Annotated in this window: 17 protein-coding genes, 1 tRNA gene and 6 pseudogenes; 5 read left to right on the forward strand and 19 right to left on the reverse strand. The window is 58.1% G+C overall.

The features are described 5' to 3' along the window. Nucleotides 1–383 (forward strand): annotated as a pseudogene (locus ACMX3H_RS03415) (hypothetical protein); the annotation flags it as partial. Here the strand turns inward: ACMX3H_RS03415 and ACMX3H_RS03420 are convergent. The 14 genes and pseudogenes from ACMX3H_RS03420 to ACMX3H_RS03485 form a co-directional block, all read right to left on the reverse strand. Further along, entirely contained in the window at nucleotides 366–641 is a 276-nt protein-coding gene (locus tag ACMX3H_RS03420; RefSeq protein WP_415209821.1) for a tail fiber assembly protein, read from the reverse strand. The pseudogene ACMX3H_RS03415 and the gene ACMX3H_RS03420 overlap by 18 nt on opposite strands. A gap of 434 nt (nucleotides 642–1,075) precedes the next feature. Next, a complete protein-coding gene (locus tag ACMX3H_RS03425) occupies nucleotides 1,076–2,356 on the reverse strand; it encodes a phage tail protein (RefSeq protein ID WP_415209822.1) in 1,281 nt (426 codons plus the stop codon). Continuing rightward, nucleotides 2,344–2,907, reverse strand: coding sequence for a putative phage tail protein (locus tag ACMX3H_RS03430; protein ID WP_415209823.1), 564 nt, complete (start codon nucleotides 2,905–2,907; stop codon nucleotides 2,344–2,346). Before ACMX3H_RS03430 ends, ACMX3H_RS03425 begins: the two co-directional genes overlap by 13 nt. After that, a complete protein-coding gene (locus tag ACMX3H_RS03435; protein WP_415209824.1) occupies nucleotides 2,898–3,977 on the reverse strand; it encodes a baseplate J/gp47 family protein in 1,080 nt (359 codons plus the stop codon). The genes ACMX3H_RS03430 and ACMX3H_RS03435 overlap by 10 nt, the downstream gene beginning before the upstream one ends. Beyond that, nucleotides 3,978–4,415, reverse strand: coding sequence for a phage GP46 family protein (locus tag ACMX3H_RS03440; RefSeq protein ID WP_058948969.1), 438 nt, complete (start codon nucleotides 4,413–4,415; stop codon nucleotides 3,978–3,980). After that, the gene (locus ACMX3H_RS03445) at nucleotides 4,412–5,017 is read right to left on the reverse strand and encodes a phage baseplate assembly protein V (RefSeq protein WP_415209825.1); all 606 of its coding nucleotides are present in this window, start codon (nucleotides 5,015–5,017) and stop codon (nucleotides 4,412–4,414) included. Before ACMX3H_RS03445 ends, ACMX3H_RS03440 begins: the two co-directional genes overlap by 4 nt. Next, nucleotides 5,010–6,125, reverse strand: coding sequence for a phage baseplate assembly protein (locus ACMX3H_RS03450; RefSeq protein WP_415209826.1), 1,116 nt, complete (start codon nucleotides 6,123–6,125; stop codon nucleotides 5,010–5,012). The genes ACMX3H_RS03445 and ACMX3H_RS03450 overlap by 8 nt, the downstream gene beginning before the upstream one ends. Further along, the gene (locus ACMX3H_RS03455) at nucleotides 6,118–7,467 is read right to left on the reverse strand and encodes a DNA circularization protein (protein WP_415209827.1); all 1,350 of its coding nucleotides are present in this window, start codon (nucleotides 7,465–7,467) and stop codon (nucleotides 6,118–6,120) included. The genes ACMX3H_RS03450 and ACMX3H_RS03455 overlap by 8 nt, the downstream gene beginning before the upstream one ends. A 9-nt stretch (nucleotides 7,468–7,476) precedes the next feature. Beyond that, nucleotides 7,477–9,423, reverse strand: coding sequence for a tape measure protein (locus ACMX3H_RS03460; protein WP_415209828.1), 1,947 nt, complete (start codon nucleotides 9,421–9,423; stop codon nucleotides 7,477–7,479). A 55-nt stretch (nucleotides 9,424–9,478) separates the two neighbouring features. Beyond that, nucleotides 9,479–9,667: a hypothetical protein gene (locus ACMX3H_RS03465; protein ID WP_415209829.1), complete on the reverse strand. Its 189-nt coding sequence runs from the start codon at nucleotides 9,665–9,667 to the stop codon at nucleotides 9,479–9,481. Further along, complete coding sequence (locus tag ACMX3H_RS03470; protein ID WP_415209830.1) at nucleotides 9,651–10,049, reverse strand: hypothetical protein; 399 nt, start codon at nucleotides 10,047–10,049, stop codon at nucleotides 9,651–9,653. The genes ACMX3H_RS03465 and ACMX3H_RS03470 overlap by 17 nt, the downstream gene beginning before the upstream one ends. Nucleotides 10,050–10,257: 208 nt before the next feature. Next, nucleotides 10,258–11,198, reverse strand: a pseudogene (locus ACMX3H_RS03475) (AAA family ATPase). Between the two features lie 70 nt (nucleotides 11,199–11,268). Continuing rightward, nucleotides 11,269–13,358 (reverse strand): annotated as a pseudogene (locus ACMX3H_RS03480) (Mu transposase C-terminal domain-containing protein). Nucleotides 13,359–13,360: 2 nt separating this feature from the next. Beyond that, complete coding sequence (locus tag ACMX3H_RS03485; protein WP_415209831.1) at nucleotides 13,361–13,603, reverse strand: helix-turn-helix domain-containing protein; 243 nt, start codon at nucleotides 13,601–13,603, stop codon at nucleotides 13,361–13,363. A gap of 168 nt (nucleotides 13,604–13,771) precedes the next feature. On the opposite strand from ACMX3H_RS03485, the gene ACMX3H_RS03490 reads away from it, so the two are divergent. Beyond that, entirely contained in the window at nucleotides 13,772–14,314 is a 543-nt protein-coding gene (locus tag ACMX3H_RS03490; RefSeq protein WP_415209832.1) for a helix-turn-helix domain-containing protein, read from the forward strand. A 537-nt stretch (nucleotides 14,315–14,851) separates the two neighbouring features. Here ACMX3H_RS03490 and ACMX3H_RS03495 read toward each other — a convergent pair. Continuing rightward, nucleotides 14,852–14,926 (reverse strand) — tRNA-Phe (locus ACMX3H_RS03495). Between the two features lie 671 nt (nucleotides 14,927–15,597). On the opposite strand from ACMX3H_RS03495, the pseudogene speC reads away from it, so the two are divergent. Next, nucleotides 15,598–17,517: pseudogene (gene speC, locus ACMX3H_RS03500) on the forward strand (ornithine decarboxylase); the annotation flags it as partial. A gap of 107 nt (nucleotides 17,518–17,624) precedes the next feature. On the opposite strand, the pseudogene mltC reads toward speC, so the two are convergent. The 3 genes and pseudogenes from mltC to mutY all read right to left on the reverse strand — a co-directional run bounded on the left by mltC (nucleotide 17,625) and on the right by mutY (nucleotide 20,132). Further along, nucleotides 17,625–18,711, reverse strand: a pseudogene (gene mltC / locus ACMX3H_RS03505) (membrane-bound lytic murein transglycosylase MltC). A 57-nt stretch (nucleotides 18,712–18,768) separates the two neighbouring features. Continuing rightward, entirely contained in the window at nucleotides 18,769–19,041 is a 273-nt protein-coding gene (locus ACMX3H_RS03510) for an oxidative damage protection protein (RefSeq protein WP_415209835.1), read from the reverse strand. Between the two features lie 50 nt (nucleotides 19,042–19,091). Further along, nucleotides 19,092–20,132: an A/G-specific adenine glycosylase gene (mutY, locus tag ACMX3H_RS03515; RefSeq protein WP_415209833.1), complete on the reverse strand. Its 1,041-nt coding sequence runs from the start codon at nucleotides 20,130–20,132 to the stop codon at nucleotides 19,092–19,094. A gap of 168 nt (nucleotides 20,133–20,300) precedes the next feature. Here mutY and trmB point away from each other — a divergent pair, with 168 nt between their 5' ends. Together trmB and ACMX3H_RS03525 are read left to right on the forward strand one after the other, a co-directional pair. Further along, nucleotides 20,301–21,020: a tRNA (guanosine(46)-N7)-methyltransferase TrmB gene (trmB, locus tag ACMX3H_RS03520; RefSeq protein WP_415209834.1), complete on the forward strand. Its 720-nt coding sequence runs from the start codon at nucleotides 20,301–20,303 to the stop codon at nucleotides 21,018–21,020. Nucleotides 21,021–21,124: 104 nt separating this feature from the next. Further along, nucleotides 21,125–21,790 (forward strand): annotated as a pseudogene (locus ACMX3H_RS03525) (DUF2884 domain-containing protein). Between the two features lie 175 nt (nucleotides 21,791–21,965). Here the strand turns inward: ACMX3H_RS03525 and ACMX3H_RS03530 are convergent. Further along, entirely contained in the window at nucleotides 21,966–22,121 is a 156-nt protein-coding gene (locus ACMX3H_RS03530) for a hypothetical protein (RefSeq protein ID WP_415209836.1), read from the reverse strand. Nucleotides 22,122–22,332: the final 211 nt, after the last annotated feature.

The raw sequence follows: 22,332 nt of genomic DNA on the forward strand, positions 1-22,332 counted from the left end.
GGATGGCCGCTGACGGCAATATCTACGGCAGTCAATGGGGAAATCAGGGGCTGGACGCTTACCTGAGGAATACCTTCCAGCCCAAAGGTGCCTACAGCAAAACCAATACGGCGAAGCGCGAGGTCAATGGATGGTGGAAATGCGGGGACACAGGATTGATTATCCAGTGGGGGATATACGGAAAAGGCCAGGTTGGAACCTATGATTTCCCGCTGCCAATAAGGTTTCCCAAAGCGGGACTGTTCTGTATCGGCTACGCCGGCGCTGCGATAGCCTATGATGAAGATCGCGCGTCCAATTCAGCCCATCTGGTCGATAACGCGACCGTCAGGGTGACAGTGGATGGCGGCCCTGAAACTGTCGTTCTAGCCATTGGTTTCTGAAGGAGGATCCGGCCAGTCGATATCCGGCGCTTGGGTGATATCGAGGCGGTTAAGCCGCACACGATATTTTTTCCAGGCCAGCAGTGAGGCTTTCAAAATTTTGATGTATAAGCCAAATTGGTCACGATATCCTGTACCAAGCCATGAGTTTGATAAAACTATTAACAATATTAATCGGAACTCCCCTTCCGGTATTCTTTGTTGTACCAGATACTCCATGCCGCAGGAGCGACCTATCAAGAAGACGGCAATATCCACGGATCATTATGGGGCGGTCACTTAAGCGGTTTTATCGCCAATCGCACCCACTCAGGTGATGGTTGGTGGAAAGACGAGAATACCGGGCTGATGGTTCAGTGGAGAAATGCTCATAATCTCAAATATCAGGATGTGAGAACGATTAATTTTTCTCATCCATTCGAGCATTTTGTGGGAAGTATTCAGGTTACACCAGACAGGTCGGGGGGGGGCAGGATGGATTAATTGGAGGATATGCTTCCGCTATTAATAACAATGCGTTCAATTTGACAAATGACTATGCCAACCGCGGAGCAGCATCAAATTACTGGTGGCTGGCGATAGGAAAATAAGCATGAGGTCTCGTTTGCTCAAGTTACGGGTTCGTGTTGCCTCATCATTTAATGTTACTTTGGTGCCTCATCAAGGCGGTAAGCATACACGGTATTTTTCCATTACCACTCAATCGTCAACCAACCACCGGCACCGTCGCCACCGTTACCACCAGCAGTCCCAGAAATGCGTGTTCCACCGCCACCGCCACCACCGGCTCCATAGCCGTAAGCGGGTCTGGCATGGTGTGCCCCCTGAGACCCAACATGCCCGCCTGGGCCACCCCCACCAAAAGCACAGGAAGCGCCACTGGCAGCGGTCAGATAAAACGTGCTCATACCATTCAGGTTACCTCCAATAGCTGTCTCACCATAGGGATAACCGGCACCACCGTAGCCATTTGTCCCTCCGATACCCGCCGGCCCGCCAGTGCCGCCGGATAACGTGAGTAAATCACCTAGCGCCGTCAGGCCACCATTTCCACCGACTATCCCTGAATTATTCGGTGCGCCTCCCGACCCCCCTTTACCGCCAATACCGACGTCGATTTTTAGCGTCTTGCCGGGCGTGACGGTTATTGCTTGCYGGATAACGGCTTGTCCTGCGCCCCCGCCGCCGCCACCCGAGGTATAACCGTCCAGATAGCCAAGCCCACCGCCNNNRCCACCACCTCCCCCGGCACAGCCTGAGACATAAACAGTTGTAATGCCTTCTGGAACGGTAAACACACCATTGTTAAAAAAGGTAGAAAAGCGAGGTTCCAACAAACCAAGGTTTTCTAGAAATTGATTTTTGTCTGGGATGTCGGCCCCATTTTCATTTTTCGCCAGTTTCTGGCTCAGAAGCTGCGTCACGCTTTCGGCAAATTTCGGGTTATTGCTGATGGCCTGCGCCAGCTTGTTCAGCGTATCTAAATCAGACGGGGCATTATCCACCACGGTATTCACCCGTTCATTCACCGCTTTAGGCGTCGCTGCGGTGGTCTCGTCCGCGCTGTGCGTGGCGCTGCTTAACTGCACTATCCCCTTGCGGTGAAGCGTCGCCTCCTCAATACCGTCCTGGGTCGCCAGCTTGCCCAGCCCCAGATGCGTACGTGCCTTTTCCTGTGCCCCTTTGCCCGCTGCGGCAATTTCCGCCAATGCCTGGGTTTTCAACAGCGCCTCCTGGCCGATAATGGCCCGGATAGCCAGCGTCAGCTGATTTAACTTGCCCTTATCCGGGCGGATGCCGGCGGCGTCCAGTAAGGCCAGCTGTTCGGCCTGCTGGATATTGAACCAGTCCTCCCCCGGCCAGCTGATACCCTTGTGGCCGTCGCCCTCGGTAAACCATAACGGCGTGGTGCTCTGGGTTTCTTTCAGCGGCGGCATRGTSGCAATGCCGCTGTTGTTATCTAAAAAATACATKAGCCTTTCTCCTTTTTGTCGGCATACACATAGCGAAAGTCCTGATGCGCCGGCTTATAGCGGTTTAACAGGCATTCGAGTATCCCGGCGTAATAAATCCGCAGCGGCGTGGTGATGGGGTCAAGCACATGCATCGGGCGATAGTCCACATGGGTCTCAATCGTCACAATCGTGACCCACTGATTGTCCGGCAAGGTGATCATGCTCACCGTAAAGCCATAAGAGCGCGCCAGTTCAATGTAAAACTGCCGGTTGAGGCTCGGTTTCATCCGCAGCTTGTTGGCCGCATAGCGCTGGCGCTCATCGATGCCGGCATCCTCACCGATATCACAGTCCGGCAGCCCTAAAAAACGCTCCCAGTCAGCCAGCAACAGTGTGGCGGTCAGCGGAAARCGCTCGGCCARCAATTGCCCGGCGCGTTCGGTGACGCGCGACGTACTGCGTGCCAGGCCGCCGGCCAGCGACGCCAGCAGCGTATCCGGCGCTTTGTTCCAGGCCAGCCCGTCAGGCAGCAGTTGCAGCAGCGCGCGCTGGTGTGCCCTTAAAGCCATGTGACATCCCCCATCACCAATAGCTCGGTTTTTCCGCTACTGGCCGGCGTCAGCGGGCTTTTCAGGGCGTAATCCTCCAGTCCGCTTATCCCGGACAGCACTCGCCAGAATGCCGAGGGCAACAGGGTTTCGCCCGGCTTGGCCGCCGTGTAAAACAGTTGCCTGAGCGCCTCGCGGATACGGGCCTGGTTATCCGGGGTATTGGGGGCGATACGCAGCGTGATATCGACCTTTTTTGCCCCCGGCGCAAACACCGTCACCGTCGGCCCCTCCGGTTGGCCGACCCACTCGCCGGTGGCCGGGTCCCGGTGGCGCGCGAGATAGTCGGTCACCCGCGCAATATCGGCCGGGCCGGGGAAGATATCCGGGTGATGGTCCATCACGAAGGTCACGCCCACCGTGCCCGCCCCRTTCCAGGTGGGCAGACACCAGCYGCGGGTGACGCCCGGGACCTCGCGCGCCCAGCGCTCGTAATCCCAGCGTGTGCCGCCGCCCGGGGGAAACTGCACCCGATACAGCAGGCGCGACAGCAATTCTTCCACGCGCTCGCGGTCAGCGCCGCCCCGGATCCCGRGCGCATCGGTCAGCGCCTGCGGGGCCACCCCGGCAACCGGGGTGACAAAACCGAGCGCCTGTCCCGCGCCGCAATCCCCCGCCAGCCCAGGCTGGTCCGCCTCGACGTTGACCGTTAAGCTGCCGGCCTTGCCCTCGGCGGCGTCTGTCAGGCGGTAAAGCGCGCCGTCGGCCCGTTGCAAACGCGCCCCAACCGGCACACTGGCGGCATCATACAGCGACAGCCTGACCGGGCCGCTGGCCCGGGCGGCCTGCTTGCGCACCACGCCCCAAAAGGCGCAATGTTTGAGCAGCTCGCTCTCGTCAGCATCGCTCGGAATGATTTGCCGGGCTATCCAGCCCAGGTGTTCATGCTCCAGCGCCGACAGCCCGGCCTGCGCCATCGCCATGGCCCCCAGCAGACTGTCCTGCGTCGGCAGCGCGCCCGGCAGGCGTTGCGCCACATCCTGCTGCGTCTGGCTGATAAGCTCGCCSAGCGTGGGTATCTGATACGGCATTTACATCCCCTCCAAACGGGCTTTAAAGGTAAACGGGCGCGCACTGCCGTCCTTGAGCGTCAGGCGCACGGTCAGCCGCAGCCAGCCCGGCAGCGGCGCACTCGCCTGGCAATGCAATTGGCTGATCATCCCGGCGTCCAGCAGGCCACGCAGCGCCTCATCGGCGTAGGCTTCTGCCCGCGCCAATACCGCAGGCAGCGCCTTTTCCCGTGACAGCAGCCACAACCGCGAGCCAACCGGGCGGTCACGGTAACTGTCCGCCCACCATCCGCGCCGGTCATGGCCGCCATCCGGCAAACGGTCGGAGACCTCAGCGCGCCGRTCGGTAAACAGGCACAGCAGCACGGTGGTCGTCAGGCTGTCGTCGGCGAGTAAATCCGCGCCGGCCTGTACCAGCACCCCCTCGCCATTCATCCAGCGCAGCGCCGCGTCACTCATTGCGGCCCCCCGGTCAGACTGCCCTGGCCATTTTCCTGATGGCGGTGRGTACTGTGTTTGACGCCACCGATAACGGCTTCCGGTGCGGCAAAGGTGCCCTGGGACTCAGCGTCCCCGGCAATCGTCATGTTCTGTTTCACCGTCAGGTTTTTCTCAATCACCACATCATCAGTAAAACGCGCGGTCGGGGTGTTAAACACCGCCTCCTGCTCGGCGACCACTTCCAGTGTTTTACAGGTGATGATGCAGCGGCCGTCCCGGGTCAGACGCAGGCGATGCCCCTCATAGTGATACAGGCCGCTATCCCCGGCGGGCAGTCCGGTGGGCCGATAACGCCGGTCTTCTACCACTAGCACGGTCGCCTGGTCACGACTGCCGCCCAGGCAGGCAAACAGGACCTCGGCCCCCGGCAACGGCACGCTGATATGCCCGTATTGCTGCGGGCGCTCGACCTCATCGAAGGTTTCACCGTCCAGCGCCGTCAACTGGACGTTTTGCGCTTTCAGGCCGTCATTCACCCCGGTCAGGACGCCACGCCCGAACAACAGGCGGATCCCGCGCATCACCGGGGCAAGCAGGCGTTGCAGTGCGATATTACTCATCGAGTTTATTCCCTTGGTTAAGCCAGGCCCGCACCAGACCATCGACGCCACCGTCAGCCCCGTTCGCCTGACGCTCCGCCTCCGCCGGCACGATAAACGCCTCGCGCGGAGCCAGTGTTAACGTTGTGCGTTCCCCGTTGTCCGCATCGAGATCAAACTGCACCTGGCTAATCAACAGGTCACGACTGATCATGGACAGACGCGGCGCAATGACGCGGGTCAGCCGATTGGTCTGCCACAGTTCGTCGCTTTCGCGCCGCCAGCCCTTAACCACGGCGGTAAAACGCTCTGACTGGGCCAATGCCCAGCGACTTTCCCGCAGGGCGCGCGCCCGTGCGGTGGCGGTGGTCAGTTTACTGTCAGCCAGAATGACTTTGGGGCGGTAACGACCCATCGCGGGGTCGTCACTTTCTCCCTTGGGGGCAGCGCGTAGCGCGTTGGTGTTAGCATCGCCCGCGTGATCGCCTCCGCCGCCGTGGCCTTTAATCAGATACTGACTGGGGCGGTCGCGCCAGTCTTCGGTGTACTCGGCGGACAACAGATTTTCACCCAGACGCAGGGTGTCAGTGGGGGTGTTCGCCGCCTGGGTAAACACCAGATCGCCGTCGACATGACTGGTCACCAAAACGCCTCGGTGACGCGCCGCCCGGCTCAGCACATCCGCCATGCTTTCAGACAGTTCAAGGGTAAAGGCGGTAAAGGGTTTGGCGGCCCCGGGGTCAGACACCGCCCAGCGCACCGCAATGCCAAAAGGCTTGCACAGGTCTTGCGCAATCTGTTGCAGTGTGCGGTGACGCCATTGACCGCCCGGATAGACCGCCGAACAGTCCACCAGATCGCCGGTTTTATCCCGGCCCTTTATCGTTACCTGTGCCGAGTCGGCCCCCATCTTGTGCGACCCGCTGTCCAGGTAGCCGGTGATGACCGGTTGCCCGTCAAGGGTCAGCGCGAGCGTTCCGCCGGCGCGCAGGCTGTCGGGCAACGCCTGGCCGGGCATCATGATCCCGAGGGTAAAATCCCCGGCCAGACGCGCCAGCCCCCGGGTAATACTGACCGAAAGCCAGTGGGTGAAAATCCGGTTGTCGATGCGCAACGCTACCTCAGCCACCGAGCACCTCCACGCGCTCGCCACCCGGCACAAACAGCGGATGACGCAGCCGGTTGCGACGAATAAAGCGTGCCGTGTCACGCGCATCGCCGGTGATGCGGTACAGGGTCACCAGCGCCGGCTCGGTTGTTGTCACTGCGGCCTGGATCAGGCCGGGTAACGCCACGCCGCGATGGGATAAATCCGCCACAAAGGCGCGACTTAACGCCCGCACCTGCAACGCCAGGGTCTGATAGCCCAGCGCTGAGGTGGTCAGGGCGCACGCATCCAGGCGGTGCCCGACCTGCTGGCTGACGCGCACCACATCCGGCGTACTTTCCAGCCAGACGCTGCCGCTGTCACTGAGCGGGAGCGGGGCGGGCGAGGCCGCGCGTGGCAACGCCTGTGCCGGTGCGTTTTGGCTGACCGCCGCCAGACTGGCGGTGAGCAGGGACGACAACATCTGTACCTGCACCACAGCCACCGCCAGGCGCAGCGTATTTTGCAGCAGCAGCACCGTGGCGCGGGTGGCCGGTTGTAGCCCCTGCATATCGCGCAGGCGGTCCTGACGGACCAAAGCGCTGTCCAGCTGGTCGGCCAGCTGGACTATCTGGTGCTGTAGTGCGCCGGGCTGCGGGGAGACCGGCGCGCGCGCCCGGTTTTTTATCTGCTCCGGTTGGGGGTAAGCCGGCAGGCGCTGTATTCCTTGAAAAATCCCCTTAAAGGCCAGCGCCAAGCGGTCGGGGGTGGTGATAAGCCCCTGGATATTGCCACGCAGGGCCGTGAACGAGGCAATAAAGCTCTGCATATCGGCCAGCAGCCCCAGACCATTGAGGGCGCTTTCCAGCGTGGTGGCTTTCTCGTTGACGCACGCCATCAACGCCTGCGCGTCATGCAGCGAGGTCTGCCAGCCGTCAGCCAGGGTTGAAAAGAGTGAGGCCAGCGTGCCGTCGCCCTGACGATTGACGACCCCGGCGGTATCCTGCGCAACCGTAGGGGCGGTCTCATCGGCCACCGGCACCACCGTGACGGTAAACTCCACCAGACGCTGGTTATCGACGCTGTAGCGGCTTTCAAAATTATCAACCAATACCGACAGCGTGCCCCAGTCCGGGTGCAACAGCTCGCCCGGTCCCGGCGCATTCAGCGCCTGCGTCAGCCGTACCCGTTGCGCCTGCGCATCATCGCCGGTCAGTGACAGGGTGAAGGTGTGCTCAGGCAGTTTTTTCCCTAAATCGTCCGCCCCGCCGTGTTCGCGCAGCGGATATTCCCGCCGCACCACCCGGCGACCGCCGCGACTGCGCTGCTCTTTGTAAACCCAGAAGGGCACGCCGCGAAAGCGGCCCTGGCCGGTACTTTTCATCTGCGCCCCTCAATAAATACGGTAGTTGTCGCCGTTATACACATCGAGCTGTAAGCCAAAGGCGTTGCTGTCGGTGACGGCGCTGTTTTGCAGCACCAGTCCCGGTGCCAGCGCAATACGCATATCCGCCTGGGCTTTCACTGGCTGCGGTACCGCCTGTTGCTCGTCCTTCCTGTCCCACCGGGCGTAGATATCGCCCAGCCAGCCGCCGAGTTTTTCGCCAAGCACGCTGCCCAGCATCGAGCCGGCCACCGCCCCCATCGGGCCGCCGATTGCGCCGACGAGTCCGCCTGCCGTCGCACCGCTTGCCGCCCCCACCGCCCCGCCCTTATCCTCGGCGCTGGCATTCTTGTCCAGCAGCGTCGGGGCCAGCGACAACGCCGTCAGCGCCGGCCCACCCAGGCGCATTGCGCCGCGACCGAGCGCCCGCTGTCCCACACCGGACAACCAGCGTCCGGCCGTGCTCACGCCCGGTATCCGGCTTAACCGTGCGCCGGTGCGATTGAGCATGCCGCCAAAGAAGCCCGAGACGGCGGAGGCCGCCCGCCCCAGGCGGGAGCGCGGCACCGGGGCCGCTGGACGGCCAGGACGGACACGGGCGCCTTTACGGCGGGTGCGACCGTTGCCATCGACATAAGTCTCACTGCCACCGCCGACGCCGCCAGCCGGCCAGTTGGTGACAAACACGCTCACCGGCGCGCCCATGCCGCCGCCCATCGCAAACGGTGCGGGACCAGCCAAAGCCGCCGGGGCATTTTTGCCGCGCCCACGCCACCACCGATAAGCACGCCACGGGTAACGCACCGGCGCACTGGCCAGCCCCCAGGCGGGACGGGCTATCGCCATGCCGACACGGGCCAGTTTCGAGGCGACATAAATCGCCAGAATGGCCTTGGCCGTATTGGCGGCGTATTTGCCGATGTTGTCGATAGTCTCGCCGTAGCCGGCTTTGCGAAGCGCCATCAGCTCGGCGTTGACCCGGTTAAGGCCATTTTTAAACAGCGGGACGCCACGGCGGGCACTGTCGAATACCCCGTTAAAACGACTGGCTAGCCTGTCGGCCCATTGGTCCTGCAAACCGCTTTCCTGCGCCTGGTCAGCAAAATTTAGAAAGGATTTAAGCTCTTCTTTAAGGCGCTTAAAGGGGCCTTTATTCATCACCTTGACGGCGAACTGCTGCCACACATCACCAAATTGCGAAGTGATCCCCGTCCAGGAGTTCATCGCGTCTTTTTGTGCGCCCTTGGCCTCTGCACGCATCGCTTGGAACAGCAAGCGAATAGACTCAGGTCCCAGCAAGCCTTTTTCCCCCTGAGCCTGCATTTCAGGACGTGTTTTTCCCAGCGCCCGGCCAAGGATGCTGTAAACATCAACGCCATAGCCGGTTAACAGGTTCGCATCCTGAGCCTGAATGCTTTTGCGGGAAAACATCTGCTTCAACTGAAGGGAGGCACCCTGGGCTTCCGGCAGCGTCCAGCCGTGCCGCGCGCCCTGGTCTTCCAGCATGGCGACAAAAAGCCTCGCCTGCTCTCGGTTCATGCCAAATTCACGGCTGGTCGTGTACTCCTGAATAACGCCCTGCAAGCCCCAGGTGGTGTCTTTAGCGTTTTTCGTCGCCCACTGAATATCGTCGTCGGTCTGCCCCTTGTTCTTGTTATTCTGCGCGTTCAGGCGAATGGTGTAGTTTTCCATTGCCGCCGCCGGGTCGATAAAGGCTTTTTTCAGGCCATACAGCGCCGCGCCCCCGGCCAGCAGCCCGTAAAGGCGCGCCACGCCGCCATAGGCCGCTTTGGCGCGCGTCTCCAGATGGTCAAAGCCGGATGACACCGACGCCAGCCCCAGGCGCAGACCGCCAAAGGTGCGCTGGCCCTGATGGCCCAGCCGGTCAAGCTGACTCCCCAGGCTATTCGCCCGAAGACCGAGACCGTGCAGGGATGCGCCGCCTTGCCGCCCCATGCCGACCAGACTTTGACCGAACAGCCGCGCCTGCCGGGGCAGGTTGCCCAGCAGGTCAACAATGACGGCGCTCTCCCTGGCAGCAAAGGGTGATTTCCGTCGCGTTATCCCTCTCCTCCGGGCGTACCGGCGGGGTGATTTTTATAAAAGGGCGCTGGCAGTAACGCCGGGTATGCAGGATGTCGCTGCCCGCCTGACGTAGTCGGCTGCGCACGGCGTTCATGGCATCAAACATGTTCATCATGGTGACCTGTCCTTTTCAGCATTTTCATTGATAACCGAGCCTCACACAGTAGCGTGCTCAGTAAAACCGGCCCCGATCCGGACAGCAATGCCCGTAAGGTGCTCCAGGCGGTGTACCACGCCTGACGCCGACTTGGGCCAGAGAGATAACAGCCCAGTTGCAGCGCTTCCCAGACATCTACATCAAATCCCTGCCACCGGTAATCATGTTGCTGGGCCGGGGGCAAGGTCGCCGCCACCATCTCATACCGGTCCAGCCAGAGGTACGGCGTTGCCCCGCGTGACAGGGTGATATATGGCCGGATGTTGTTATCAAGGTTATAACGTGCGTAGCGGGCCATACGCCGCAGGGCGCGAACTTCATGGCGTAAAGGGTTATTCATCACTGTCTCTCCTGAGTAACTGGTTCATGTCATGACATACCTGCATCATCACCTCCTGCGCATCCGGAAGCACATAGAGCGCGTCCCCCCCGGTTGCCAAACGACACTAACAGGCTGTGTGACGATTCCAGCGAGACAGAGACCACCCGCCGGGTATTGAGCAGTACCTGGCGTCCGGCGCTGTCGGTAAAGAGCACACCGCCCATACTCACCCCCTTGCCGGCAGCAGGTCGGTATCGGTATACACCTCCCTGAACGCCGCCTTGATGTATTTTTCCCCCAGTTGGTCCTGTGCATCACCGCTGGCCATCAGCCATGCCTGGCGCAGGGTGTGCGATAACACCCGCAAGGCACCGGCTTTCTGGGCAATGGCCTGTACCAGCGTCAGCTCGCTTTCGCCGGTAATGCCCCAGGCGGCAGCAATCGCGGCCACATCCGCTTTTTTGGCCTTTAACAGGCGCTTGGAGCGGGCGATACGGCTGTACAGCCGGGCCAGATCATCCGCCCCCTGAGTTGAACGGGCCGATTTCGACAGGCCGCGCGGGTTACCAATCAGCACCATCCCGACCCCGGTCGCATCCTGAATGGCACGCAGCTGCTCCAGCCCGTCAATGCCCAGGTGATCCGCCTCATCGACAATCACCAGCCCGTGAGTGCCGGTCAGCCGCCGCCGAATTGCACGTGCCAGCGTACCCTTGTTTTTAGGCAGGTCGCTAAGGCCCAGCGCTTCCGCCAGCTCCAGCAGACACTCGGTGATGCTGGCGTGGGCCGGGGAAAGGGTCACCATCCAGGTATTGGCATGCTGGCAGTACTGACGGGCGGCAAAGGTTTTGCCCACCTCCGGCACCCCGACAATCACATTCATGCACTGCGCCAGCCGGACAAACTGGAACACTGCCCATATCTCCTTGACCGTCGCCGTCTCCACAAACTGCGGCGGTGCGGGCAAGGTCTTTTTTTGCTGATAATCCGTCAGCCAGCGGGTTAACAGTTCACCGACCCGCTGGTTATTTCCGGTGTAACTCCCTTGATAAAGTTGGATATCACCGCCCCTGACTGCCCGGTCTCGCGCGCCATCTGCGCCTGGGTTACCTGACCTGAATCAATCAGTTCATGCAGCGTCTTGATAAGATCATCATTTTGGGTCATCATCCTGCCTCCTTGATGAAAAGCGTTCTTGTGTTCCGATAAGCCATTCGGTTGCTCCCGAATGGCTTTTTTACAACAGCGGATCTGCATCCTGCTGGGCTTCAAGTAGAGCCAGCCCACGCTGTAAGGCCCCTTCGGTATCCCAGTCATCCGCCTGAACTTCACACTCCACCGCCTGTTTGACGGCAGCATTTCCCACCGTGCGGTAAACATTGCCAGGCAGCCAGTTGTCTTCCGCCACTGCGGGCAGGGTGACGGTGTTTTCTGCTTCGGCCAACGCCACTTTCTCTTCGCCCCGTTTGCGCATCCCCTTAATACGTTGTTGCCGGTTGTGGTATTCCGCCGTCACCGGGAAGGCCTGGCGCTTGTTGCCATCCCAGACGGCTTCACAGAGGTAGGAGCCATCCATGCGGCGCACGATCACCTTGCTGGCATCGTGAATGTCGTAGTTCACCAGCACCTTGTGCCCGTGCTGATCAGCCAGTTTGGCGGCATAGTAAATGTTGTTGAGGAAACGGATTTCACAGCGACTGACGGTGCGTTCGGTCTGCGGCATGAACAGGTCGCGTAGCTCAAACTGCGTCAGCCATTCCAGTTCGGTGGCTTCGTTTTCCAGCTTCCAGCGGCGAAACTCGGCCGGACTGTAATGCTGCCCATCAGGGCGTTTGGGTAATTCACTGTGCGGACGGGCGTTGTACCATTCGACCCCGGCCTTGATTTCATCAATCAGCATCGCCCAGGAGGGCAGCTTGCGCAGCGTGGTCTGCTGGGCGACAGTCAGCTCACCGCCCTTTGATTGGGCGTTCAACGCCGATTTAAGTGCCTTGCCGGTCTTGCGCACGGTTTCCCTGTCAGCGCCGGTGCCGTAGTAGGTGGCAAAATGGCGGGCAATGCGCATCGGCAAGGTGCGGTTAAGCCGTTCGATAATGCCACGCCCTTGCGGATTGCGGGAATGCCGGTCGGATGTTCAATATTCAGGCGGGTTAAAATACCGGTAATATCCGCATCGAGCGTGTTGTTGGTTTCACCGCTGCCATTATCCGAATAATAGAGAAACGGCTTGCCGTGGGTGGCAATGCCATACCGCAGGGCATCGGTGACGGCGATCACGTTCTCGGAGAGCGACAGGCTCCAGCCGGTGATATAGCGGCAGCTGCCATCGATAATAAAGGTCACTTCCGGCGAAAAGGGCTGGCCGTGGTCGGGATGGGCGACTTTCATCTTCATGCCGTGACCGTCGCCAATCCAGACGTAATTCACCGGCAGGCTGGTCCAGTCGCGGCGAATAAACCCTTCCAGCTGGCGATATTCGCTGCCGGTCTTGCGCCCGCGCTGTTTCACGGTTTCGGGGAGTTTCTCCATTGCATACAGCACGGCATCATAGGAAGGCTGCGCGGCTAACATCAGCGGTTCATCGGCATAGCGCTGTTGCCATTCGGCGCAAAAATCCGCATACGCCTCTTTCATGCTGCACCCGTTCGGTTTGCGATAGTGCGCTAGATAGTCATGTAACCAGGCGATTTGCTCCGGTTTTACCACCCCGCGCTTACCCGGAGCCAGAACTATCAGGCGCTCGGCAGGTGTAGCGGCTTTTTTGTAGTCGGCCAGCCAGCCCTTAAGGGTGATTTCACTGAGTTGACGGTTTTTGCCTTTCTTGGCATTGGCCGCCTGGGCGATGCTCTCGGGCAACTGGCCTGTTTTCGCCTGCTGGACAATAAAGCGGATCGCTTGCGCACAGCTATAACGGGGTTGTTGCCCTATGGTGATGATATGCTGCACCAGTAACATCCGCGCATCGGCAATCTGGCGCTGCTTATCCGTCAGATCGGCTAACCTGTCCCCAATCAATGCCGGGCAACGGCGGTAAACGTCCAGCTTGCCCGCTTTTTCAAGGTCTGAGCCGGCCTTTGATACCTCTGTTTTACTGGCAGCCGCATCCGCAGGGGCAGCAGTCATCATCTGCTGGAGATGACGCTCGCGGAGCACGCGCTGGGCTTCCGCTGGCTAGCAATCGATGTGGTACTCGTAAGCCTTGGTGCCTGCGCGTTTACGTTTCATGGAATCAGCATTGCCCGCCCATTTATTCAGCGCCAGCCTGATCCCTTGCACGGTGCCCGGTAATCCAGTGATCCCCAGCAATTCGTTTGCGGACACAAACATGATCAAGCTACCTCGCAGGAACGAGGATACCGACTTGGCCAGATTTCCTCCGGCGTGACGCCGATCGCTTCGGCAACAATGCGTTCGTATTTCTTGCAGGGGCGATCGAGCACGTTTCGTAGTGAATCGGCTTTCAGACCTGCTTTTAACGAGAGTTGCCGTAACGTGAACCCCTTCACGTGTACTGCTGCAACAATGTACTCCCTGCGCCAGTCACGGTTTATTTCTTCATTTCTAAGCATCATTCGATTACCCTGAACAGTTAGGCGTACCGATAACACGGATGTGTTATCGGTATGGGCAATTATCGATCTTCAAAAAGAAAAAATCGATCTTTCTTTTCTCTTTTTTTGGATTAAAGGCAAGATTTAATAATCTTTAAAAAAATTATCAATAACTTACAGGAAAGGAAAATGGGTAGAAAAAAAACAAGTAGTTTTTCTTTTGTAGAAGATGGAAAAGAAAATATCCAAGCGCGGTTAAAACAACTGATAGGGGGCTGGAGTCTGAGACAGGCTGCTATAGCGTGGGGCTTGCCTTATTCAACACTAAATAATTACTTTGAAAAATGTGCTAGACCTGGTGTTAATGTGGTAGCTAAAATTTGTCAGGTAGAAAATGTATCAATTGAATGGTTGGTTTTTGGTACACAACCAGAGCAACCAGCATCTACCCTTGATGAACCATTGCAACGATTAACAGCGATACTCACCTCTTTAGAATCAGAGGAGCTAAAGAGCTTGACGAAATTGTTAGGTCGTAAGGGAGCAGACGTATTGGTGCGTTTGCTTGAAGACGGCAGCTTAGATCTGCTAAATTTGACAAGCTATAGAAGAGAGGCTGCCTTAATGCTTGAAAACATGTCAGATAAAGAAGTCAGAGAGATTTTGCGTGAACTTAAGCAATGTAATACCCTTCCTGAGGAAGTAGATTATAAGCATCAGGCCAGTGCTTGAGGTACTGGCTACCCCCAAATTTCTTGTATGTCATTAAGTATTGAAACTCTTTTAAACGCGGTTTTAAGGCCGTTACGTTAAGTATCAAATGTTTTGCCTATAGGCTCTATTTTGTTCATCGGTATCAAATACATAAATCATCCCTAAGCCTAAGAAATCCCACGAATTCCCGCCAGATCCCGCCAATTCCCGTAAGTATCAAATAAATTACTTCTCTATAGACAGCAACTTCATCGTATCACAGGAATATCTGACTGGCTAAGTTTCGGCCGTTCAAGCCCACGGCTGTTTTGGCTTTGCCGAGCGTGAATGATTTTCTAGGCGATAAGACCAGCTGTTAGCAGGGTCTGGCGTTACGCAGCGTGGTAGCCGTAAACGGCAGGCGATGTCAGCGTTTAACCACTCCATCCCCTTTTTCCGCGCACGATGAGCGAACGGCTACATGCCCTGCTGCATATCTGTCTACGTCAGCGTCGCTTGAATTAACGGGTTTTAATCGATGGCGATGCATAGGGAAAGGGGGAACGGGGAAAAGAATGGTGCCGGACTCGAAATCGAACCAAGGACACGGGGATTTTCAATCCCCTGCTCTACCGACTGAGCTATTCGGGCAACGTGCGCATTAAACCGTATTGACCGCATGGCGTCAACGCCTAATTTGCCCGCGTGGCGCGTTTGCTGCCTTTTCAGGCAGCCGGGAGCGCATCCGTGGCGCGCGAGTGCCTGCCGGGCCTGGGCGCCGGCGGCGTGCCCGGCAGCCATTAAGTTATTTAATAATTATACAGCATCTGATTTTTTTGCTTGAACCCGATGGGAAAACATGCAATTATTGCACAAATTTTTTATCACTTCTTATTACGCAGAAGATCACAGGAGACCGCCGCTATGCATCCAGCACTGTCGCCGCGTTTGGTCACGGGGCAGCCTTGTCCAGTGACGCGGATATCCTGCCCGCATTTTCTCTTTCGTGCGTATTCGTTCACTATCACCATGCAGTGAGGGCACGCCGGCTCACTGTTAGGCATTAGTAAAATCAGACGTCCAGCTCTGCTTTTACTGATGTCTATTGGCTGCTGCTGATTCCCAGGCTTTCCATTATGTTGCGCTTTCCCTCGCGGGGAAAGAACGGCCGGCATCGGGTGCGGGAGGCGTTTGCTCTCCCATTGTGTGCTCTGGCACATCGACTCATCCTTACCTCAGGGCATCGGTGATATGACTTTATTGAAAATAGCCGCCAGCACGGCGCTGGCCCACCGTCTGCACACCGAGCGCGCGCCGACGTGCTGTGGCTTGATGACGCGGCGCCCTATGCTGCGGCCGCGCAATTGGAAGCCGCGGCGGAGAGTTATCAACAGGCGCTGCTGCCGCCGTTTTTTGATACGCTGACGCGCTATGTCGCCATGGGCAACAGCACCTTCGCCTGTCCGGGGCATCAGGGCGGGCAGTTCTTTCGCAAGCACCCCGCCGGCCGGGCGTTTTTTGATTTCTTCGGCGAGAATGTATTCCGGGCGGATATGTGCAATGCCGACGTTAAACTGGGCGATCTGCTGATCCATGAGGGCTCGGCGAAAGAAGCGCAAAAATTTGCCGCCAAGGTGTTCAACGCCGATAAAACCTACCTTGTGCTTAACGGGACCTCTTCGGCTGATAAAGTCGTGACCAATGCCTTGCTCACCCGCGGCGATTTGGTACTTTTCGACCGTAATAATCACAAGTCGGTGCATCATGGCGTGCTGCTGCAGGCCGGGGCAACGCCGGTGTATCTGGAAACGGCGCGCAATCCGTTCGGCTTAATCGGCGGTATCGATGCCCCCTGTTTTGATGACGCCTACCTGCGCCAGCGGGTGGCAGAGGTCGCGCCGCAGCGGGCGGCCGACGAAAGGCCGTTCCGTTTGGCGGTGATCCAGCTGGGTACCTATGACGGCACTATTTATAACGCCCGGCAGGTGGTGGATAAAATCGGCCATCTGTGCGATTACATTTTGTTTGATTCCGCCTGGGTGGGGTATGAACAGTTCATTCCCATGATGGAACAATGTTCGCCGTTGCTGCTGGAGTTGAATGAAAACGATCCGGGGATCTTCGTCACCCAATCGGTACACAAACAGCAGGCGGGGTTTTCGCAAACCTCGCAAATTCATAAAAAAGACACCCACATTAAAGGGCAGAAGCGGTTTTGCAATCATAAGCGTTTCAACAGTGCCTATATGCTGCATGCTTCCACCAGTCCGTTTTATCCGTTATTCGCGGCCCTTGAGATCAACGCCAAGATCCACGAAGGGGCCAGCGGCCGCCGGATGTGGATGGACTGCGTCAAACTTGGTATTGAAACCCGCAAGCTTTTGCTGGCGGAGTGTCGACTCATCAGGCCGTTCGTGCCGGACCGAGTGGATGGCCGGCGCTGGCAAGATCACGCTACCGAAGAGATGGCCCATGAGAAGCGCTTTTTCAATTTCGTGCCCGGCGAACGCTGGCATGGCTTCGACGGTTATACCCGCGATCAGTACTTTGTCGATCCCTGTAAACTGCTGCTGACCATGCCGGGAATCGATGCCGTCAGCGGCCGCTATACCGCGGTCGGTATTCCGATCACGATTTTGGCGACCTATTTGCGTGAAAACGGCATTGTGCCAGAGAAATGCGATCTCAATTCCATCCTGTTCCTGCTCACACCCGCCGAGGATGCGGCGAAGATGCGCCGGCTGGTGGACGCACTGGTGCAGTTTAAGCGCTACATCGAGGAAGACGCGCCACTGAAAACGGTCTTGCCCAGTATTTGCGAGAAATATCCCGGGTGCTATCAAGACTATACCCTGCGCCGGTTGTATCAGGAAATGCATGACTTGTATGTCAGTTTTGACGCCAAGCAATTGCAGCGTGAGATGTTCCGCCAGTCTTATCTGCCGTGTATGGCGATGAACCCGCAGGAGGGCAATATGGCCTTTGTGCGCGGCGAGATAGAACTGCTTCCCCTATCCAAGGCGGATAGACGTATCGCCGCCGAAGACGCGTTGCCTTACCCGCCTGGGGTGCTGTGCGTGGTGCCTGGCGAGGTGTGGGGAGGGCCGGCGTGGCGTTATTTCCTGGCGCTGGAGGAGGAACTGAACCAATTGCCGGGCTTCCAGCCGGAGTTGCAGGGGGTCTATATCCAGCAAGACGCATGCGGCACCCGGCAACTGTATGGCCATATGGTCTGCCGCTGACGGCTATGGCTGGCTGACGCTACGGCGCGCGCGATTGCCGCAACTCTGCCGGTCTTAGTCGCGGGTCCCGCCTGCGCGGTGGGCTTTATGGCGTTGAAGTGGCGACATCAGCGCGCCGCGCGCCGATGCCGTCCGCGCCGGTAGTTTTTCTGCAGATTATTGACTTTATACAGGTAGCGGCGCGATTCCGCCGACGGATACTGCGTGGATAACGTTTGATAAACCTCGTCCGACTGCATGCCGTTTATTATCTGGAACGCCCGATTCTGGTCGCGTGAAAAGACCCGCAGCACGCTGCCGGCGCCGCCGTTATAGGCGGTGATCACCACATAGCGCCGCGACGTTGGATTGACAATACCGCCCCAAATAGCTGTTTTGCAGCATCGCCAGATAGGCGGTGCCGGTATCGATATTGTTTTCCGGATCAAACAGATAGCTGCAGCTCGGCTGGCCCCATTTGCCCTTCATTTTGAACACATCGCGTCCCGCGCTGTGCTGTACCACCTGCATGAGGCCCAAGGCGTCGGCGTGGCTCACCGCATAGGGGTTGAAGCTCGATTCCGTCTGCATAATTGCCAGAATTAGTGACTGAGCGACGCCATATTGCTGCGAGGCTTTGCGCACCATGCCCAGGTATTTATGGGCGCGTTTGTCCACATGGTTCGGCACCAGTTGGATAGTGATGGACCATATTTGCCGCAGGCCGGTGGTGCGGGTTTGCAGCAGATAATCGGCGAAATGGGCGGCGCGCCACTCCCAGCGAATCGGCTCGCCGTTATTATCCAGCACCTACCCATAGAGGAAAGGCTCTTTACTGATGGGAATATCGTCCGCATCCGAGTAAAGATCGATATTGCCGGGATCGTTACCCATTAACAGGGTGCTGATAATCGCCTGGCGCAGATGCGCGCTTGGATTATCGCACGTGATGGTTTCGACGGTAATGGTACCGGCATCAAAGTTGATGTGGCTGCGGGTTTCGTACTGATCGGTGTATTTGACGTAGTCTTTCGGCCCGGCAATCAGAACTTCATTCAGCCCCCAGAGATTTTCAATGTTATGGGCAAACTGGCCCATCAAAATATCGAAACCGTTGGTGTCTTTTATATAGGCTTCATTTTCGGCATTGTTTTTACTGCTGGAACAGGAGATCAATAACGGGGCAATGATCACTAAAGGTAATATTTTCTTCATGTTACGGGCTGTGTCAGGACTGGAAATTTCCGGGGCTCAAAGCGCCCCGAAAAGGCGTTATTCGCTCGGCGGGGTATACCCCTGGATATGCACATCCTGACCTTCAAATAGGAAATTGATCATCTCCTGCTCCAACACTTTACGATCGGCGACGTTCATCATGCTGAGTTTCTTTTCGTTAATCAGCATCGTTTGCTTGGTCTGCCACTGCGACCATGCTTCTTTAGAAATAGTGTCATAAATGCGCTTACCCAGTTCACCTGGATAAATTTGATAATCCTGCCCTTCGGCTTCACGCTTGAGAAAAGTACAGTAAATCGTTCTGCTCATCATTGTTCCTCTTTGTTGGCAGCCGCGGGCAATAAGGTAGCCTGTCGAGGCTAGCTCAATTGCAATAGCAAGCGCTCGACCGGCGCCGCCAGTCCGACCGCCGGCGGCTGGGCTAAGTTATACCAGAGTCCGCTGCCTTCATCCATGCAGCGTTGAATCGTGCCAACCTTTTGCCACATCGGTACGATATCCAAATGGAAATGGCTGAAGGTATGACGGAACGCCGTCAGTTGTTCGCATTGGCCGTTCGGCAAACCGCGCTGGGTCAGCCACAGCGACAATGCCTGCGGGTCGGCAAACTGCGGAAAACAAAACAGCCCGCCCCACAGGCCCACCGCCGGGCGCTGCTCAAGCCATACACGATTGCCGTCCTGCAGCAGCAGAAACCAGGCGGTTTTTTCCGGCAGAGTCTGCTTCGTTTTTTTGCCGGGATAGCTGGCCCAGCTATGAGAGGCGTAAGCCTGGCAACCCCGGTGCAGCGGGCATAGCTCGCATTTCGGCCGCGATCGGGTGCACACCATCGCGCCCAAATCCATCATGGCCTGATTGAACTGCGACACTCCCCGCGCCGGCGTGACCTGTTCACTGTGCCGCCACAGCCGCTGCTCCACCTCCTTTTTCCCGGGCCAGCCGGCAATGGCGTAGTAGCGGGCGAGAACCCGTTTCACGTTGCCGTCAAGAATAGGATAGTGCCTGTCCAGCGCCAGCGACAATATGGCGCCCGCGGTGGAGCGGCCAATGCCGGGCAGGGCGCAGATGGCACCAAAGTCTTCAGGAAATTCGCCGCCGTGCCGCTCGCTAATGAGCTGGGCCGCTTTATGCAGATTGCGCGCGCGRGCGTAATAGCCTAGGCCGGTCCATAAATGCAATACCTCATCCAGCGCCGCCGCCGCGAGTTGGCCGACGGTAGGGAATTTGGCCATGAAGCGTTGAAAATAGGGGATGACGGTCATCACCTGCGTTTGTTGCAGCATGACTTCCGATAACCAGACTTTATACGGCGTTTTTTCCAACTGCCAGGGCAGCGTTTTGCGGCCGAACCGCTGGTACCAGTCCAGCACGAGTTGCGCGAACGGTGGCGCTTGCGTCATTGGGAAACCATTACCTGTGGGCGAAGATTCGTGTCGTTATCCTAGTGCACGATTGCAGCATAGTGCGCACAGGCTGTAAACAGGAACTTTACTCTGTTGCGGGCTTGCTAAACAGTGCTATCTTTGCATAATGCGCGTTTGCCAACCCTTTTCACATTGCGGAATTTTATGAGCAACAATGTCATCTCCCCCGAATTCGACGAGCAAGGACGCGCGCTGCGGCGGATCCGCAGTTTTGTCCGGCGCCAGGGCCGGCTGACCAAGGGGCAGCAGCATGCGCTGGATACGCTATGGCCGGCGATGGGAACCGACTATCAGGCGCGGCCGCTCGATCTTGATGCGCTGTTCGGCCGCGCGGCGCCGGTGACGCTGGAGATTGGTTTTGGCATGGGGGCGTCTTTGGTTACCATGGCGGCGGCGCATCCCGAGCAGAATTTCATCGGTATTGAGGTCCACTTACCGGGCGTCGGCGCCTGCCTTGCCTGCGCGCAGGAAGCCGGCGTCAGTAATTTACGCGTGATGTGTCATGATGCGGTGGAAGTGTTGGAGCAGATGATCCCGGATGCGTCTTTGGCGTTGGTGCAACTGTTTTTCCCTGATCCCTGGCATAAAGCGCGGCACAATAAACGCCGTATTATACAGGCGCCGTTTGTCGAACTGGTCAGGCGCAAACTCGCCGCCGGCGGGGTATTCCATATGGCGACCGACTGGCAACCTTATGCCGAACATATGCTGGCGGTCATGTCGGCTGCCGACTCTTTCCGTAACCTTTCCTCCGCAGGGGATTATGTGCCGCGGCCGGCGAGCCGCCCGTTAACCAAGTTTGAACAGCGCGGTCAGCGGTTGGGTCACGGCTTTTGGGATTTAATGTTTGAAAAAGAGGTCTGAGCAACAGGCAGGAGCGATTCTGGTTTTCTTCACACAGGTCATTATCAGGAGACGGTATGTTGCGCAAAGCAATGCGCGGATTATTGCTGATGACCGCCTGGTAGGTGCAGGCGGACTATCAGTGCCCGGTCAAACCCCAGGACGATATCATCATTGCGCCGCAGACGGTGCAGGTGGTAGGGCAAAGCGGCACGTTGACCATCACCCCGGCGGGGGAGGTGCAGCGTAACGGTACGCCGGTGAGTCTTAGCGCCGGGCAGCGCCAGCAGGCCCAGGTTTATTAGAGCGCCCTGCGGCGGGATTTACCCTGGATTGACGAGGGCGCCCGCGCCCATCTGGAAAAAGGGCGCCAGGCGCTGGATAAGATTATCGTGCAGCAGCTCGGCCGCGACAGTAACGTGCGCAATCGGCTCACCACGTTGGATGGCCAACTGAAACAGCAGATGAACCGCATTATCGAACACCGCAGCGACGGCCTCACTTTCCATCATCAGACCATTAGTCAGGTCGAGCAGGACGGCCGGCAAATCGTGGAACAGAGCATGGGCGGCGTGGTGCAGGACAGCCTTAATGAGCTGGGCGTGCGCCAGGCGGTCAACGGCAGTAATCCACTGCAGTCGGTGATGGGCAGCCTGGGCGGCCTGCAGCAGGCGCTACAGACCGAATGGAATAATCAAGAGCAGGATTTCCAACAGTTCGGACGACAAGTGTGCCAGCGGGTAACCGACCTTGAGCAGCAGCGCCAGACGCTGGTGAAGGCGCTGCCCTGATCTGTGCCGGTGCAGCGGTAAAGATGAATGTTGCCGCAGCGCGGCTAACGCCCCAGGCGCTGTTGCGACGCGGGGGCGACGGCCAGGGACAGCACAAATGACGTGCCCGAGCGCGCGTCGTTACGGCGCCGGGCGCGATAGTGCCTGTTAACGCCCGTACCACCGCGCCGCGGCCTTACATAAACAGCTCTAGCAGGGAGTTAAGAAACAGCTTGCCTTTGTCCGTGACCTGCCAGTGGCTATCGTTTTTGCTGATATACCCGCCGGCCAGCGCCTGATCCAGTGCGGGGTGCTGGTTCCGGTCACGTCCGATCACTGATTCCGATTTCACCCGATCACTAATTCCGATTTCACCCGATCACTGATTCCGATTTCACCCGATCACTGATTCCGGTCGCTCGATCAGCGATTCCGATTCTGTCCGATCGCTCATCTTCTGTTCCGCCATACTCTGGAGACTTTTAGCTTCCGGGGGTATGGCATGGCACGTAAAAAGAAGAACGCGAGAACAGAAATGTGCATCTATATCAATGTATTACGCA

Origin of the sequence: Sodalis sp. (in: enterobacteria), from assembly GCF_047607725.1 — a bacterium.
In the GTDB taxonomy this organism is placed as follows: domain Bacteria; phylum Pseudomonadota; class Gammaproteobacteria; order Enterobacterales; family Enterobacteriaceae; genus JBLKSS01.

Bases quoted from the DNA above. Each gene is read 5' to 3' on its own strand.
- ACMX3H_RS03455 (WP_415209827.1), bottom strand. From the start codon at position 7,467: ATGAAAAGTACCGGCCAGGGCCGCTTTCGCGGCGTGCCCTTCTGGGTT.
- ACMX3H_RS03460 (WP_415209828.1), bottom strand. From the start codon at position 9,423: ATGGGGCGGCAAGGCGGCGCATCCCTGCACGGTCTCGGTCTTCGGGCG.
- ACMX3H_RS03465 (WP_415209829.1), bottom strand. From the start codon at position 9,667: ATGATGAACATGTTTGATGCCATGAACGCCGTGCGCAGCCGACTACGT.
- ACMX3H_RS03470 (WP_415209830.1), bottom strand. From the start codon at position 10,049: ATGAATAACCCTTTACGCCATGAAGTTCGCGCCCTGCGGCGTATGGCC.
- ACMX3H_RS03485 (WP_415209831.1), bottom strand. From the start codon at position 13,603: ATGATGCTTAGAAATGAAGAAATAAACCGTGACTGGCGCAGGGAGTAC.
- ACMX3H_RS03490 (WP_415209832.1), top strand. From the start codon at position 13,772: ATGGGTAGAAAAAAAACAAGTAGTTTTTCTTTTGTAGAAGATGGAAAA.
- ACMX3H_RS03510 (WP_415209835.1), bottom strand. From the start codon at position 19,041: ATGAGCAGAACGATTTACTGTACTTTTCTCAAGCGTGAAGCCGAAGGG.
- trmB (WP_415209834.1), top strand. From the start codon at position 20,301: ATGAGCAACAATGTCATCTCCCCCGAATTCGACGAGCAAGGACGCGCG.